At 63.2% G+C, this 15,326-nt stretch carries 15 protein-coding genes; 13 read left to right on the top strand and 2 right to left on the bottom strand.

Annotated features, from left to right (window positions below):
* Positions 1-8 precede the first annotated feature (8 nt).
* The 11 genes from lpxD (at position 9) to AAFF19_RS15525 (ending at position 11,081) form a co-directional block, all read left to right on the top strand.
* Complete coding sequence (gene lpxD, locus AAFF19_RS15575) at positions 9-992, top strand: UDP-3-O-(3-hydroxymyristoyl)glucosamine N-acyltransferase (protein ID WP_008906720.1); 984 nt, start codon at positions 9-11, stop codon at positions 990-992.
* 16 nt (positions 993-1,008) lie between these two features.
* Positions 1,009-1,449, top strand: a complete 441-nt coding sequence (gene fabZ / locus AAFF19_RS15570; RefSeq protein ID WP_008906721.1) for a 3-hydroxyacyl-ACP dehydratase FabZ — start codon at positions 1,009-1,011, stop codon at positions 1,447-1,449.
* Between the two features lie 21 nt (positions 1,450-1,470).
* Positions 1,471-2,259: an acyl-ACP--UDP-N-acetylglucosamine O-acyltransferase gene (gene lpxA, locus AAFF19_RS15565; protein ID WP_008906722.1), complete on the top strand. Its 789-nt coding sequence runs from the start codon at positions 1,471-1,473 to the stop codon at positions 2,257-2,259.
* 10 nt (positions 2,260-2,269) lie between these two features.
* Positions 2,270-3,433, top strand: a complete 1,164-nt coding sequence (gene lpxB, locus AAFF19_RS15560; protein ID WP_182118427.1) for a lipid-A-disaccharide synthase — start codon at positions 2,270-2,272, stop codon at positions 3,431-3,433.
* Positions 3,399-4,025, top strand: a complete 627-nt coding sequence (rnhB, locus tag AAFF19_RS15555) for a ribonuclease HII (RefSeq protein WP_182118428.1) — start codon at positions 3,399-3,401, stop codon at positions 4,023-4,025. The genes lpxB and rnhB overlap by 35 nt, the downstream gene beginning before the upstream one ends.
* Positions 4,026-4,037: 12 nt before the next feature.
* Positions 4,038-4,811 (top strand): RNA methyltransferase, encoded by a 774-nt coding sequence (locus tag AAFF19_RS15550; RefSeq protein ID WP_008906725.1) that lies wholly within the window; start codon positions 4,038-4,040, stop codon positions 4,809-4,811.
* 277 nt (positions 4,812-5,088) lie between these two features.
* Positions 5,089-6,261, top strand: a complete 1,173-nt coding sequence (gene carA / locus AAFF19_RS15545; RefSeq protein WP_034695527.1) for a glutamine-hydrolyzing carbamoyl-phosphate synthase small subunit — start codon at positions 5,089-5,091, stop codon at positions 6,259-6,261.
* A 20-nt stretch (positions 6,262-6,281) separates the two neighbouring features.
* Positions 6,282-6,707: a hypothetical protein gene (locus AAFF19_RS15540; RefSeq protein WP_008906727.1), complete on the top strand. Its 426-nt coding sequence runs from the start codon at positions 6,282-6,284 to the stop codon at positions 6,705-6,707.
* Positions 6,708-6,717: 10 nt separating this feature from the next.
* Positions 6,718-9,963: a carbamoyl-phosphate synthase large subunit gene (gene carB / locus AAFF19_RS15535; protein WP_008906728.1), complete on the top strand. Its 3,246-nt coding sequence runs from the start codon at positions 6,718-6,720 to the stop codon at positions 9,961-9,963.
* Between the two features lie 180 nt (positions 9,964-10,143).
* Positions 10,144-10,620: a transcription elongation factor GreA gene (gene greA, locus AAFF19_RS15530; RefSeq protein WP_008906729.1), complete on the top strand. Its 477-nt coding sequence runs from the start codon at positions 10,144-10,146 to the stop codon at positions 10,618-10,620.
* A gap of 11 nt (positions 10,621-10,631) precedes the next feature.
* Positions 10,632-11,081 (top strand): DUF4149 domain-containing protein, encoded by a 450-nt coding sequence (locus tag AAFF19_RS15525; RefSeq protein ID WP_182118432.1) that lies wholly within the window; start codon positions 10,632-10,634, stop codon positions 11,079-11,081.
* A gap of 56 nt (positions 11,082-11,137) precedes the next feature.
* On the opposite strand, the gene AAFF19_RS15520 is transcribed toward AAFF19_RS15525, so the two are convergent.
* The gene (locus AAFF19_RS15520) at positions 11,138-11,932 is read right to left on the bottom strand and encodes a glycosyltransferase (protein WP_342720522.1); all 795 of its coding nucleotides are present in this window, start codon (positions 11,930-11,932) and stop codon (positions 11,138-11,140) included.
* Positions 11,932-12,405, bottom strand: a complete 474-nt coding sequence (locus tag AAFF19_RS15515) for a YhbY family RNA-binding protein (protein WP_182118434.1) — start codon at positions 12,403-12,405, stop codon at positions 11,932-11,934. Before AAFF19_RS15515 ends, AAFF19_RS15520 begins: the two co-directional genes overlap by 1 nt.
* A gap of 47 nt (positions 12,406-12,452) precedes the next feature.
* Here AAFF19_RS15515 and AAFF19_RS15510 point away from each other — a divergent pair, with 47 nt between their 5' ends.
* Both AAFF19_RS15510 and ftsH read left to right on the top strand, forming a co-directional pair.
* Complete coding sequence (locus tag AAFF19_RS15510) at positions 12,453-13,115, top strand: RlmE family RNA methyltransferase (protein WP_342720521.1); 663 nt, start codon at positions 12,453-12,455, stop codon at positions 13,113-13,115.
* 175 nt (positions 13,116-13,290) lie between these two features.
* Entirely contained in the window at positions 13,291-15,213 is a 1,923-nt protein-coding gene (gene ftsH / locus AAFF19_RS15505; RefSeq protein ID WP_342720520.1) for an ATP-dependent zinc metalloprotease FtsH, read from the top strand.
* The last annotated feature ends 113 nt before the right edge of the window (positions 15,214-15,326 follow it).

Below are 15,326 nucleotides of genomic sequence, written 5' to 3'. Positions count from 1 at the left end.
GGTGACGCGTGAGCTTGCTTCTTGGGCAGATCGTTGATGCGCTCGGGGGCTCGCTGGAAGGAGGTGGGGCACGGGATGCCGTCATCTCCCGCATCGCGCCCCTGGAGGTTGCGGGACCGGGAGACCTCAGTTTCCTGAGCAACCCCCGCTACCAGCAACAACTGGCCGCCTCCCGGGCGGCCTGTGTCATTGTGGCGCCTGCCATGCGCGATGCCGCACTGGCGCGGGGTGCCTGCATCGTGGCGGACAACCCCTACGTGTATTTCGCACGTGCCACCCAGTTGTGGCGGCAACACAATGCGCCGGCCCAGGAAGTGGGGATTCACCCCAGTGCAGTGGTGCATCCCACGGCGCTGGTGCATCCCACCGCGACGATAGGACCGCTGTGTGTGGTGGAGCGCGGCGCTCAGGTGGGTGCGGGCTCCGTGCTCAAGTCGCGTGTGACCGTGGGCGAAGGCTGCACCATCGGCGAGCGTTGCATCGTGCACGCCGGTGTGGTGATTGGCGCGGATGGTTTTGGCTTTGCGCCCGAGCGGGGGCAGTGGGTCAAGATCGAGCAGCTCGGCGCCGTGCGCATCGGAGACGACGTCGAGATCGGCGCCAACACCTGCATCGACCGGGGCGCACTGCTGGACACCGTCATCGAAGACGGGGTCAAGCTCGACAACCTGATCCAGATCGGCCACAACGTGCGCATCGGCAAGCACTCGGCCATGGCCGGGTGTGTGGGGGTGGCGGGCAGCGCGACCATTGGCGCGCACTGCACCGTGGGCGGCGGGGCGATTGTGCTGGGCCACCTGGAACTGGCCGACAACGTGCATATCTCGGCTGCTACGGTGGTCACACGCTCTCTGACCCGACCTGGCCAATACACCGGCATGTTTCCTATCGACGACAATGCGCGCTGGGAAAAAAACGCTGCAACACTCAAACAACTGCACAGCTTGCGCGAGCGCATCAAGGCGCTGGAGCAGGCTCTCAAGGCAGCATGAACGGAAGAACAACTCGATGATGGATATTCACGCAATTCTCAAGCAACTGCCCCACCGCTACCCGTTTCTGCTGGTGGACAAAGTGATCGAGTTGGAGAGCAACACCCGCATCAAGGCCATCAAGAACGTCACGTTCAACGAGCCCTATTTCATGGGGCATTTTCCTGGCCGCCCGGTGATGCCGGGTGTTCTGATTCTGGAAGCGCTGGCCCAGGCGGCGGGGTTGCTGGCGTTTGATGCCATGGGCAAGGTGCCCGATGAGAACAATATCTACTACTTTGTGGGCATTGATGGTGCGCGGTTCAAGCGCCCTGTGGAGCCCGGCGATCAGCTGATCCTGGCCATCACCATCGACCGCGTGCGCGGTGGCATCTGGAAGTTCAAGGGCGTGGCCAGCGTGGGCGAAGAGGTGGCCTGCGAGGCCGAGCTCATGTGCACCATGCGCAATGTGGGTTGACCCGCCCGGGCCTGCTGGATCGTGAGCAACATCCATCCCACTGCCATTGTTGCGGACGGCGCCCGCCTGGACCCGTCGGTGACCGTGGGGCCCTATGCGGTCATTGGCGAGCATGTGTCCATTGGCGCGGGCACGACGGTTGGCGCGCATTGCGTCATTGAGGGTCGCACGACGATTGGTGCAGACAACCGCATCTTTCAGTTCGCATCCCTTGGTGCTGCCCCGCAGGACAAGAAATACGCGGGCGAGCCTACCCGGCTCGTCATTGGCGACCGCAACACCATTCGCGAGTTCTGCACCTTCAACCTGGGAACCACGCAGGACCAGGGTGTGACCACGATCGGAAACGACAACTGGATCATGGCCTACGTGCACATCGCGCACGATTGCGTGGTCGGCAACCAGACCATTCTCGCCAACAACGCCACCCTGGCAGGCCACGTGCACGTGGCTGACCAGGCCATCATCGGCGGCCTGACGGGTGTCCATCAGTTTGTGAAGGTGGGTGCCCATGTGATGGCCGGCTTTGCCAGCCATATTTCGCAGGACGTCCCGCCTTTCATGATGGTGGATGGCAACCCGCTGGCCGTGCGCGGCCTGAACCTGGAAGGGCTTCGCCGCCGAGGTTTTTCGCCGGCGCGCATTGCGGGCATCAAGCAGATGCACCGGTTGCTGTACCGCCAGGGGCTGACGCTGGAGGCCGCGCGCTCTGGTATCTCCGGGCTGACGGTGGACCATCCTGAATCTGAGGCCGACATCGCCATGATGCTGGGCTTCCTGGATGTCTCCACGCGCGGAATTGCGCGCTGAGGACCCGGTGATGGAGGCCTCCCCCCGCGTCGCCATGGTGGCGGGCGAGACATCGGGTGACCTGCTGGCGGGTTTGCTCCTCGACGGCCTGCAGGCCCATTGGCCAGATCTGCAGGCCAGCGGCATCGGTGGCCCACAGATGCAGCGCCGGGGGTTTGCTGCCTGGTGGCCCAGCGAGAAGCTTGCCGTGCATGGCTACAGCATGGAGGTGTTGCGCCGGCTGCGCGAGTTGCTGGGTATCCGCAAACAGCTGCGCACCCGGTTGCTCCGGGACCGTCCGGACGTCTTCGTGGGCGTGGACGCCCCCGATTTCAACCTGGGGCTGGAGGCCGACCTGCGCGCTGCAGGCGTCAAGACCGTTCACTTCGTGTGCCCTTCCATCTGGGCCTGGCGTGCGGAACGCGTCGAGAAGATTCGCCGCAGCGCTGATCACGTGTTGTGCATTTTTCCGTTCGAGCCTGAACTGCTGGCGCGCCATGGCATTGCCGCCACCTACGTGGGTCACCCGCTGGCGGGTGTGATTCCCATGGTGCCCGACCGCGCTGCGGCCCGCGCCCAGCTCGGGCTGCAGGACTCGGATGAGGTGCTGGCCATTTTGCCGGGCAGCCGCTCTTCAGAGGTCACCTACATTGCTCAACCCTTTTTTGAGGCTGCAGCGCTTGTCCGTAAAGCGCGACCAGCTATCAAATTGGTAGTGCCTGCCGTGCCGGCGCAGCACGATCGCATCGTGCAGGCCGTTCAAGCCGCCGGGCTGGGCGGTGCGGTGCAGATTGTGTCCGGGCAGTCCCATGCCGTGCTGGCTGCGTGTGATGCCACGCTGATTGCCAGTGGTACCGCCACGCTGGAGGCTGCGCTGTTCAAGCGCCCCATGGTCATTGGCTACCACATGCACCCGTGGAGCTGGTGGCTCATGCGCCGCAAACAACTGCAGCCCTGGGTGGGGTTGCCCAACATTCTGTGTGGCGAATTCGTGGTGCCCGAGCTGATCCAGGATGCCGCGACACCCCAGGCGCTGTGCGCGGCAACGCTGCAGTGGCTGGAGGCACGCCAGCACGACCCCGAAAAAATCGCGGCCCTGGAGCAGCGCTTTACCGCACTGCACGAAAGCTTGCACCGCAACACTCCCCAACTCGCTGCCGATGCGATCCAGAAAATCCTCCATCCCGCTGCCTGAACAGGCCTGCCTGCCCTGGCACCCGCCAGGCCTGGTGGCTGGCGTGGACGAAGCGGGCCGTGGCCCGCTGGCAGGGCCTGTGGTGGCGGCTGCAGTCATCCTGGATGACCTGCATCCCATCGCAGGCCTGGCAGACTCCAAAAAGCTCACGCCGGCCCGGCGCGAAAAGCTCTACGACGAAATCCGCGCCAAGGCGCTGTGCTGCAGCATTGCCGAGGCCAGCGTGGAAGAGATTGACCGGCTCAATATCCTGCAGGCCACGATGCTGGCCATGCGGCGGGCCGTGATGGGGCTGCGCCTGAAGCCGGTCATGGTGCTGGTCGATGGCAATCGGCTTCCCACGCTCGACATCCAGGCCGAGGCCATCGTCAAGGGCGATGCACTGGTGCCGGCCATCTCGGCCGCGTCCATCCTGGCCAAGGTGCACCGCGACCGCTGGTGCGCGCAGATCCATGAAGAATTTCCGCAGTATGGGTTCGACGGTCACAAAGGCTATGGCACGGCGGTGCACATGGCAGCGCTGCGCGAGCACGGCGCCTGCGTTCACCACCGGCGCTCGTTTGCGCCCGTCGCGCAGAATCTGCTTTTCTGAACCTGTCTGCCCATGACTTCGTCGTTGATCACCACCATCCATTCGCGGGACAACACCTTCGTGAAAGACCTGCGCCGTCTTGCGCAGGACACCACGGCCTACCGCAAGCAGGGCCGGGTCTGGCTGGAGGGCGACCACCTTTGCCGTGCGGCCCTGGAGCGTGGCCAGCGCGCATCCATTGCGGTGTTTTCAGAGTCTTTTTGGCCTCTGGCGCAGGTGGAATGGGCGCAAGCAGCTATTAAATTCATAGTAATTGCTGATGCGCTCTTTGCCGACATCAGCGGGCTGGAGTCCCCCGCCCGCATGGGTTTCATCATGGATCTGCCCGCGCCCGCTGCGCTGCAGCCGGATACAGCCACCGTCGTGCTGGACCGTGTTCAGGACGCGGGCAACGTGGGCTCCATCCTGCGCAGTGCGTCAGCGTTCGGGTTCCGGCAGGTGGTGGCCATCAAGGGCAGTGCGGCCCTGTGGTCGCCCAAGGTGCTGCGCGCCGGCATGGGGGCGCATTTTGCGCTGGACCTGATTGAGGGTGTGGAGCACGGCGAACTTCAATCGCTGCAGGTGCCCATGCTCGTCACCAGCTCGCACACGGGCGACTGGCTGCACCGTGCCGCCTTGCCCTGGCCGTGTGCCTGGGTGTTGGGCCACGAAGGGCAGGGCGTATCGTCTGCTCTGGAGGAACGCGCTGCGATGCGCATCCGCATCGCGCAACCCGGCGGGGAAGAGTCCCTCAACGTCGCGGCAGCGGCGGCAATCTGCCTGCATGCCAGCGGCGCCGGGCGCTGACGCCGCCGGTAGCCAAGCCTGCGGACGGACCCGCGGGGGCGGGCCCTTGTCCCCGCCAATACCCAAGAACACTGGCTGTGGCAACAAGGTTATGCAAGGCATGCATTTTCCGGCAAACCTGCACCGAGAGATATAATCGGGAGCTTTTCTCGCAACAGCGTCGCCCGACCGCACCCAAAGCAACAACCCATCTGAGAGCAGCCACCAGCACTTGCGTACCTTTGCGTGCACGAGTGGACTGCAGGCGCCGGGCGACCGTAACCATCCGGAGAACCCAGTGCTTTTGTCTCTACAGGGAAACTTCCCGCCCGCCATCCTGGCGCTCGCAGACGGCACGGTCTTTATCGGCAATTCGATTGGTGCCACCGGCACCACCGTCGGCGAGGTGGTGTTCAACACCGCCATCACCGGCTACCAGGAAATCCTTACCGACCCGAGCTACTGCCAGCAGATCGTGACCCTCACGTATCCGCACATCGGCAACTACGGCGTCAATGTGGAGGACATCGAAGCCGACAAGGTCCACGCCGCAGGCCTGATCATCAAAGACCTGCCCTTGCTGGCAAGCAACTTCCGCTCGACGGAAACGCTCTCTCAGTACCTTGTGCGTGAGAAGACGGTGGCCATCGCCAACATCGATACCCGAAAGCTCACTCGGCTGCTGCGCAGCAAGGGTGCGCAAAACGGCGCCATCATCGGCCTTGCCGCAGGGCAGGCTGTCACGCAGGCGCTCATCGACGAAGCCATCGCCAAGGCCAAGGCGGCCCCCAACATGGCCGGGCTGGATCTGGCCCAGGTGGTGACCACGGCAGCGCGTTATGAGTGGACCCAGACTGAGTGGAAGCTGGGCACCGGTTACGGCGAGCTGTCGGTACCGCAGTTTCACGTAGTGGCGTACGACTTTGGCGTCAAGAAGAACATCCTGCGCATGCTGGCCGAGCGCGGCTGCAAGGTCACCGTCGTGCCCGCGAAGACGCCTGCCGCTGAGGTGCTTGCCATGAAGCCGGATGGTGTTTTCCTGTCCAACGGCCCTGGCGACCCAGAGCCTTGCGACTACGCGATTGCAGCGACCCGCACCATTGTGGACAGCGGCATGCCTACCTTCGGCATCTGCCTGGGGCACCAGATCATGGCCCTGGCCGCAGGCGCCAAGACCTTCAAGATGACCCACAGCCACCACGGTGCCAACCACCCGGTGAAGGACCTGGACACGGGCCGCGTGAGCATCACGAGCCAGAACCACGGTTTTGCGGTGGACATGGACTCGCTGCCCGCCAATCTGCGCGCCACGCATGTGAGCCTGTTTGATGGCACGCTGCAAGGGCTGGTCCACAAGGACAAGCCCGCTTTCTGTTTCCAGGGGCATCCTGAGGCATCCCCCGGTCCGCACGACATCGCATACCTGTTTGACCGCTTCACCGACGCCATGCGCGCGGCAAAAGCCGGTTAAGCGCGGAAGGAAACAGCACCATGAAACTGTTCAGCTTCCCCCTTGCATCGCTGGAAAAGGCGATCCACAAGCGTGTCCTGACCCTGCCTTCGCCCCACCGTGAGTGGTTCACGGAACGTTGGGCGCAAAAGCCCTACAAGAAAGCGTTTGTCGAGAACAAGGCCATGCCGCTCGTCACGCTCGTGGCCAAGGGCAAGACGCTGGACGATGCTGCCTTTGCAGAGCTGCTGCAGGAGTGGGAAGTGACGTTTTATGACGCGGAAGAAGAAGTCTTGCGCCCACTGATCCAGGGCGACGGCCTGCTGCAGCTGATGCAGAAGAACCTTCCTCCCGCACGCGCCGAGGCGCTGCTTGCCAAGTTGACCCAGCGGCGTTTGCCCGCAGATGCAGCAGCAGCCTCAGCCCCCACCCCCAGCCCCCAGGCAGCCGAACCCACGATCGACTGATCGACGCACCATGCCAAAACGCACAGACATCAAAAGCATTCTCATCATCGGCGCTGGCCCGATCATCATCGGCCAGGCCTGCGAGTTCGACTACTCCGGCGTGCAGGCCTGCAAGGCCCTGCGCGAAGAAGGTTACAAGGTCATCCTGATCAACAGCAACCCTGCGACGATCATGACCGACCCGGCCACCGCCGATGTGACCTACATCGAGCCCATCACCTGGCAGACGGTCGAGAAGATCATCGCCAAGGAGCGTCCCGACGCCATCCTGCCCACCATGGGTGGCCAGACAGCGCTCAACTGCGCGCTGGACCTGTGGCACAACGGCGTGCTCGACAAATACAAGGTGGAGCTCATCGGCGCCACACCCGAAGCCATCGACAAGGCCGAAGACCGCTTGAAGTTCAAGGACGCCATGACCAAGATCGGTCTGGGCTCCGCTCGCTCCGGCATCGCCCACAGCATGGACGAAGCCTGGGCCGTGCAAAAGACCGTGGGTTTCCCCACCGTGATCCGCCCCAGCTTCACGCTGGGCGGTACGGGCGGCGGCATTGCCTACAACCCCGAAGAGTTCGAGACCATCTGCAAGCGCGGCCTCGAAGCCTCGCCCACCAACGAGCTGCTGATCGAAGAGTCGCTGCTCGGCTGGAAAGAGTACGAGATGGAAGTGGTCCGCGACAAGGCGGACAACTGCATCATCATCTGCTCCATCGAAAACCTGGACCCGATGGGTGTGCACACGGGCGACTCGATCACCGTGGCCCCCGCGCAGACGCTGACCGACAAGGAATACCAGATCATGCGCAACGCCTCGCTCGCGGTGCTGCGCGAGATCGGCGTGGACACGGGCGGTTCCAACGTGCAGTTCTCGGTCAACCCGAAGGACGGCCGCATGATCGTCATCGAGATGAACCCGCGCGTGTCGCGTTCGTCGGCGCTGGCCTCCAAGGCCACGGGCTTCCCGATTGCCAAGGTCGCCGCCAAGCTGGCCGTGGGCTATACGCTCGACGAGCTCAAGAACGAAATCACGGGCGGTGCCACGCCTGCATCGTTCGAGCCTTCGATCGACTACGTGGTCACCAAGATCCCACGTTTTGCGTTCGAAAAATTCCCCACGGCCGACAGCCGCCTGACCACGCAGATGAAGTCGGTGGGCGAGGTCATGGCCATGGGCCGCACCTTCCAGGAATCCTTCCAGAAAGCCCTGCGCGGCCTGGAAGTTGGCGTGGACGGCATGAACGAGAAAACCCAGGACCGCGAGACGCTCGAAAAAGAACTGGGCGAGCCGGGCCCCGAGCGCATCTGGTATGTGGGTGACGCCTTTGCCATGGGCCTGTCGGTGGACGAGGTGTACGACCTCACCAAGATCGACAAATGGTTCCTGGTGCAGATCGAGGAGATCGTGAAGATCGAACTCGAACTGGACCAGCTCGCCGCTGAGAAGGGTGAGGGCGCACTGGCATCGCTGGATGCTGACACGCTGCGCGCGCTCAAGAAGAAGGGCTTCTCGGACCGCCGCCTGGCCAAGCTGCTCAAGACCACTGAAAAGTCGGTGCGCGAAGCACGCCGCGCGCTCAACGTGCGCCCCGTGTACAAGCGCGTGGACACCTGCGCGGCCGAGTTCGCCACCAACACCGCCTACATGTACTCGACCTACGAGGACGAGTGCGAAGCGGAGCCCACGAACAACAAGAAGATCATGGTGCTGGGCGGTGGCCCGAACCGCATCGGCCAGGGTATCGAGTTTGACTATTGCTGCGTGCACGCCGCACTCGCCATGCGCGAGGATGGCTACGAAACCATCATGGTCAACTGCAACCCTGAAACGGTGTCCACCGACTACGACACGTCGGACCGCCTGTACTTCGAGCCGCTCACTCTCGAAGACGTGCTCGAGATCGTGGACAAGGAAAAGCCGGTTGGCGTGATCGTGCAGTACGGGGGCCAGACGCCGCTCAAGCTCGCACTGGGCCTGGAAGCCGAAGGCGTACCGATCATCGGCACCAGCCCGGACATGATCGATGCTGCGGAAGACCGCGAGCGTTTCCAGAAGCTGCTGGGTGACCTGGGCCTGCGCCAGCCGCCCAACGCTACCGCACGCACTGAAGCCGAAGCACTGGAAAAAGCCGCCGCCCTGGGCTACCCCCTGGTGGTGCGCCCCAGCTACGTGCTGGGTGGCCGTGCGATGGAAATCGTGCACGAGCAGCGCGACCTGGAGCGCTACATGCGCGAGGCCGTCAAGGTGAGCAACGACTCGCCCGTGCTGCTGGACCGCTTCCTGAACGACGCCATCGAGTGCGATGTGGACTGCCTGCGCGACCCCGAAGGCAAGACCTTCATCGGTGGCGTGATGGAGCACATCGAGCAAGCGGGCGTGCACTCGGGTGACTCGGCCTGCTCGCTGCCCCCTTACTACCTCAAGCAGGCCACGGTGGATGAGCTCAAGCGCCAGTCTGCCGCCATGGCGGAAGGCCTGAATGTGGTGGGCCTGATGAACGTGCAGTTCGCCATCCAGGAAGTGGACGGCCAGGACGTGATCTATGTGCTGGAAGTGAACCCCCGCGCCTCGCGCACGGTGCCGTTCGTTTCCAAGGCCACCGGTATCCAGCTGGCCAAGGTCGCGGCGCGTTGCATGGCCGGCCAGACGCTGGCTTCGCAGGGCATCACCAAGGAAGTCACCCCGCCTTACTTCAGCGTGAAGGAAGCCGTGTTCCCCTTCGTCAAGTTCCCGGGCGTGGACACCATCCTCGGCCCCGAGATGAAGTCCACGGGCGAGGTTATGGGCGTGGGCAAGACCTTTGGCGAAGCCTTTGTGAAGAGCCAGCTGGGTGCGGGCACCAAGCTGCCCACCTCGGGCAAGGTGTTCCTCACCGTGAAGAACAACGACAAGCCCCGCGCAGTGGATATCGCGCGTCAATTGGTGGCGCTGGGCTTTGATCTGGTGGCCACCAAAGGCACCGCTGCAGCGATTGCCGAGGCGGGTGTCCCGGTGGTAGTGGTCAACAAGGTCACCGAAGGCCGCCCGCACATCGTGGACATGATCAAGAACAACGAGATTGTCATGGTCATCAACACCGTCGAAGAGCGCCGCAATGCGATTGCTGACTCGCGTGCAATCCGCACCTCGTCGCTGCTGGCCCGCGTGACCACCTTCACGACCATCTTCGGTGCCGAGGCCGCCGTGGAGGGCATGAAGTACCTGGACAAGCTCGACGTGTACTCGGTACAGGAGCTGCACGCCCAACTGGCTGCTTGAGCATCGGCAAAAGCGGCATAATTGCCGCCTGAACAGAGACCGCCGCGCGGCAACGTGCGGCGGTTTCCTTTTGTAGACTCGTCCATCGTAGTGTCCCGCCCCGCGCGGGCATGCATGGCGACTGACCGGTGGAAGTGCTTTTGGCGCTTTCACCGTTTTGACTTATGGAGACACAACACGATGGCCACCATTCCGATCACCAAGCGCGGCGCTGAAAAGCTCAAGGAGGAGCTGCATCGCCTCAAAACCATTGAACGCCCCGCCGTGATCACGGCCATTGCAGAGGCGCGTGCGCAAGGTGACCTCAGTGAAAACGCCGACTACGACGCCGCCAAAGACCGTCAGGGCTTCATCGAAGGCCGCATCCAGGAGATCGAGGGCAAGCTGTCGGTGGCGCAGGTGATCGACCCCAGCGCCGTGGATGGCGGCGGCAAGGTGGTCTTTGGCGCCACGGTGGAGCTCGAAGACGAAGAGTCTGGCGACCTCGTGAAGTACCAGATCGTGGGCGAGGACGAGGCGGATTTGAAGCAGGGGCTCATCAATATCTCGAGCCCCATCGCCCGTGCCTTGATCGGCAAGGAAGAGGGCGATACCGCCGAAGTGCAGGCTCCCGGCGGGATTCGCCGCTACGAAGTGGTGGCGGTCAGCTACCAGTGAGCGGGCACGGCATGTTCCACCGCCTTCCTGCCCTGGTCGCTGCGCTCTGGTGGGGCAGCCTGACCACCATCGGGTTTCTGGTGGTGCCGATGCTGTTTGCCCACCTTCCGTCGCCTATGGCGGCGGGCAACATGGCGGCGAAGCTTTTTGCCGCACAGACCTGGGTGGCGGTGGCCTGCTGTCTGGTGTTGCTGCTGATTTCAAGGCCAAAACAGGCTGTAGCGCAGTATCCATGGGCGCAAGCTGCTATGGTTTTTATGCTTGGCGGGTTGCTGCTGGCACTGCTCACGCAGTTTGGCGTGGCCCCCCGGATCGTGGCGCGGCAGGATCTTCGCCTGTGGCACAGCGTGGGGACGGTGATGTATGCGCTGCAGTGGTGCTGCGCACTGGCTGTGTTGTGGCAAACACTGCGACAGGACCCGGTACCGCCGTCCTCGCCCGGCGGGTCTGCCGACACCTGAACGCCAGTTGCCTGAAGGGCGTCCGGCGCAGCAGCCAGGGCCGCTGCAGAAGCAGCCTATTCGCGCCAGTGCTCGGCCACCCACGTGGCAGGCCGAATGAAGCGAAACCGCCGGTTGCGCCGCCCGGCCAAAGCATCGGGGGGATTGCATTCCCCATGAAATATCACGATGCGTGCGCCCGCTGGCACAAACGGCGGGCGCCAGTAGTTGGTCGGCCAGGGAGGTATGCCGTGGTATTTGAAACTCGGGCACCACGCAGCGGGCCAGTATTGCAACTTGCCCTGCCGGTGCAGAAAGTCCGACAAATAGGCCTGCTCATTGCGGAACTGCGCGCGGATTTCCGGGAAATGCGTGCGAAAGTGCTCCAGCACGTCAGGGTGTGCGCCGAGCTCAAAGCGATAGACCGACGAGTTGCCCGTGACGCGCCACGGCCGCTTGTAGTCGTGGATGATCAGAAATTCGCCCGGCTGGGTGAAAAAGTCGTCCAGGCTGCCGGTGATGACCACGTCCACATCCAGGAACAAGGCGGTGCCGCGCAGCCCGTGCAGGTCTTTGCTGAAGGTGGCCAGCTTGGTCCAGCCCCGTTCGGGGATGCCGGGCGGCAGGTCGAGCGCAGGGATGGGCAGGCATTGCACTTCGCTGCGAATGCCGGTGCTGTCATCGGTCAGGCAGACAAAGCGGAAGTCGCCGCTCAGGTGCCTGCGCACCATCGCATACAGCCGGTTGACGTATTCGGGGCCGTATTTCGTGCCCCATTTCATGCAGAGAATGTGGCGAGCGGGGGCCGAGCCGGCAGGGGCAGCAAAGGCTGCCGGGCCTGCCGGGCCTGCCGAGCCTGCATCGTGGCTCATCAGTCGGCCTGGCGCTTCTTGATGGATTTTTGCTTGGGTTTGGCGCGCTTGATCTGGCCACCCGGGGTGAGTCGCTGGTTGCCCAGCACGCGCAGCTGCTTGATCTCGGGGCGCTGGCCGCCGCGCTTGCTGTACTTGAGTACCTTGACGTCGCGCGGGCCGGGCATGCGGTCCTCATCGACCGTACGTTCCTTGACGGGTTGGGGGCGCCACAGCACCAGCAGCTTGCCGATGTGCTGGATCGGGGCTGCGTTGAGTTCGGCGGCGAGCTCCTGGTACATCAGCTCGCGCGCCACGCGGTCATCGTTGAAAACGCGCACCTTGATCAGGCCATGGGCGTTCAGGGCGGCGTCGATTTCCTTCTTGACCGCAGGGGTAAGTCCATCGCCACCGACCAGGACGACGGGGTCCAGGTGATGGGCATTGGCGCGTTGTTCCCGGCGCTCGGCGGGAGTCAGTTGAATTTGGGGCATGGGCCGTATTATCGGCGGTGCTGATTGTCGAGAGACAATGGCACGGTATGAAAGTCAAAACCCAAAGCAAGAAGGTCAACAAGGCGTGGTTGAACGACCATGTCAACGACACCTACGTCAAATTGGCCCAGAAAGAGGGTTACCGGGCCCGCGCTGCCTACAAGCTCAAGGAAATCGACGAACAACTGGGGCTCATCAAGCCGGGTTACACCGTGGTGGATCTGGGTTCCACACCAGGCGCCTGGAGCCAGTACCTGCGCAGGCGCATGTCGCCAGCCGGCGCTGCGTCGGGGCAGCTGAACGGGGTGATCATCGCGCTGGACATTCTGCCCATGGAGCCGATCGAGGGGGTTACTTACCTCAACGGTGATTTTCGTGAGCCGGAGGTGCTGGAACGCCTGGAGCAGGCACTGGAGGGAAGGGTGGTGGATGTCGTCGTGTCGGACATGGCGCCCAATCTGTCCGGGATCGAATCGGCTGACGCCGCGCGCATTGCGCATCTGGTCGAGCTGGCGGTGGATTTTGCTGGCAACCATTTGAAACCGGAGGGCGCTTTGGTGGTCAAGCTGTTCCACGGCAGCGGCTACAGTGATCTCGTGACCCTCTTCAAACAGACCTTCAAGGTCGTCAAGCCCCTTAAACCCAAGGCCTCGCGGGACAAGTCTTCCGAAACCTTCCTGGTGGGCATGGGGCTCCGGAAAACAGCCTGAGCGGGCTTGCCGCACATCAAGACTTCGCCGAACAGGGTTGAAAAGCCCGCGCTGTTTCCATGGGCGCTAGGGGGATTAGGGATGGCCGCCCGACTTGAAAGTCCTAAAATGGTCCGCACATGCGTGCCATGACGGCATCGTGTCCGTTTTCTGTTTCCTGTAACTGGAGCTCCGCTTGAACAATCAGTGGTTTTCAAAAATTGCCGTGTGGCTGGTTATCGCCATGGTGCTGTTCACGGTGTTCAAACAGTTTGACACCCGTGCCGGAGCCAGCGCAGGCCACGTCGGCTACTCGGAGTTCCTGGAGGAAGTCCGCAGCAACCGCATCAAGAGCGCCACCATCCAGGAAGGCCAAGGCGGCACCGAGATCGTGGCCGTCACCAATGACGACCGCAAGATCCGCACGACCGCCACCTACCTCGACCGTGGCCTCGTGGGCGACCTGATCAACAACAACGTCAAGTTCGACGTCAAGCCACGCGAAGAAGGGTCTCTCCTCATGACCCTGCTGGTCAGCTGGGGCCCCATGCTGCTGCTGATCGGCGTGTGGGTTTACTTCATGCGCCAGATGCAGGGCGGTGGCAAGGGCGGTGCCTTCAGCTTTGGCAAGAGCAAGGCGCGCATGCTCGATGAGAACAACAACCAGGTCACGTTCGCGGATGTGGCCGGTTGTGACGAGGCCAAGGAAGAAGTGAAGGAAGTTGTGGACTTCCTGAAAGACCCGCAAAAATTCCAGAAGCTGGGTGGCCGCATTCCACGGGGCCTGCTCCTCGTGGGTCCTCCCGGAACCGGCAAGACGCTGCTGGCCAAGTCCATTGCAGGCGAAGCCAAGGTGCCTTTCTTCAGCATCTCCGGCTCTGACTTTGTGGAGATGTTTGTGGGTGTGGGCGCGGCGCGCGTGCGCGACATGTTCGACAACGCCAAGAAGAACGCGCCCTGCATCATCTTCATCGATGAAATCGACGCCGTCGGACGCCAGCGTGGTGCGGGCCTGGGCGGCGGCAATGACGAGCGCGAACAGACCCTGAACCAGATGCTGGTGGAGATGGACGGCTTCGAGACCAACCTGGGCGTGATCGTGGTGGCAGCCACCAACCGCCCCGACATCCTGGACGCCGCCTTGCTGCGCCCCGGCCGTTTCGACCGGCAGGTGTACGTGACGCTGCCCGACATCCGCGGCCGCGAGCAGATCCTGAACGTGCACATGCGCAAGATTCCGGTGGGCCAGGATGTGAACCCCGGCATCATCGCCCGTGGCACGCCCGGCATGAGCGGTGCCGACCTGGCCAATCTGTGCAACGAGGCGGCGCTGATGGCTGCCCGCCGCAACGCCCGCACCGTGGAAATGCAGGACTTTGAAAAGGCCAAGGACAAGATCCTCATGGGCCCCGAGCGCAAGAGCATGGTCATGCCCGAGGAAGAGCGCCGCAATACGGCCTACCACGAGTCTGGCCACGCGCTGATCGGCAAGCTCCTGCCCAAGTGCGACCCTGTTCACAAGGTCACCATCATCCCCCGTGGCCGCGCCCTGGGCGTGACAATGAGCCTGCCCGCGCAAGACCGCTACAGCTACGACCGCGAATACATGCTCAACCAGATCAGCATGCTGTTCGGTGGCCGTATTGCCGAAGAAGTGTTCATGAACCAGATGACCACCGGTGCCAGCAACGACTTCGAGCGCGCCACGCACATCGCCCGTGACATGGTGACGCGCTACGGAATGACCGATGCCCTGGGCCCCATGGTCTACGCGGAGAACGAAGGCGAAGTGTTCCTCGGCCGCTCGGTCACCAAGACCACCACCATGAGCGAGCAGACCATGGAAAAGGTGGACATGGAGGTGCGTCGCATCATCGACGAGCAGTACAACCTGGCCCGCCGCCTGATCGAGGAAAACAGCGACAAGATGCACGCCATGGCCAAGGCCCTGCTCGAATGGGAAACCATCGACACCGAGCAGCTTGATGACATCATGGCTGGCAAAGAGCCCCGGCCACCGAAGGACTGGACGCCTCGCACGCCTCCCTCTTCGGGTGGAGACAACTCCAGTGGCGGAACGCCTGCCGTGACGACCGATACCGCGCCCTCTGCTGCGTGAGTGTGGTTTGAGTCAGCCATCCAACGGGGCCACGCGCCCCGTTTTTCATGGCCGCTGTGGCGGCGCCTGTTGGATGAAATGCTTCGGTGCAGGCCCTCGCGCCGTTTTCGGAT

This window comes from Acidovorax sp. FHTAMBA (genome assembly GCF_038958875.1).
Lineage (GTDB): Bacteria > Pseudomonadota > Gammaproteobacteria > Burkholderiales > Burkholderiaceae_C > Acidovorax.
This window is presented reverse-complemented; position numbering and strand designations above follow the sequence as displayed.

Excerpts from the sequence above, each read along its gene's own strand:
- fabZ (WP_008906721.1), top strand. The coding sequence starts at position 1,009 with ATGATGGATATTCACGCAATTCTCAAGCAACTGCCCCACCGCTACCCG.
- lpxB (WP_182118427.1), top strand. The coding sequence starts at position 2,270 with ATGGAGGCCTCCCCCCGCGTCGCCATGGTGGCGGGCGAGACATCGGGT.
- rnhB (WP_182118428.1), top strand. The coding sequence starts at position 3,399 with ATGCGATCCAGAAAATCCTCCATCCCGCTGCCTGAACAGGCCTGCCTG.
- AAFF19_RS15550 (WP_008906725.1), top strand. The coding sequence starts at position 4,038 with ATGACTTCGTCGTTGATCACCACCATCCATTCGCGGGACAACACCTTC.
- AAFF19_RS15540 (WP_008906727.1), top strand. The coding sequence starts at position 6,282 with ATGAAACTGTTCAGCTTCCCCCTTGCATCGCTGGAAAAGGCGATCCAC.
- carB (WP_008906728.1), top strand. The coding sequence starts at position 6,718 with ATGCCAAAACGCACAGACATCAAAAGCATTCTCATCATCGGCGCTGGC.
- greA (WP_008906729.1), top strand. The coding sequence starts at position 10,144 with ATGGCCACCATTCCGATCACCAAGCGCGGCGCTGAAAAGCTCAAGGAG.
- AAFF19_RS15525 (WP_182118432.1), top strand. The coding sequence starts at position 10,632 with ATGTTCCACCGCCTTCCTGCCCTGGTCGCTGCGCTCTGGTGGGGCAGC.
- AAFF19_RS15520 (WP_342720522.1), bottom strand. The coding sequence starts at position 11,932 with ATGAGCCACGATGCAGGCTCGGCAGGCCCGGCAGGCCCGGCAGCCTTT.
- AAFF19_RS15515 (WP_182118434.1), bottom strand. The coding sequence starts at position 12,405 with ATGCCCCAAATTCAACTGACTCCCGCCGAGCGCCGGGAACAACGCGCC.
- AAFF19_RS15510 (WP_342720521.1), top strand. The coding sequence starts at position 12,453 with ATGAAAGTCAAAACCCAAAGCAAGAAGGTCAACAAGGCGTGGTTGAAC.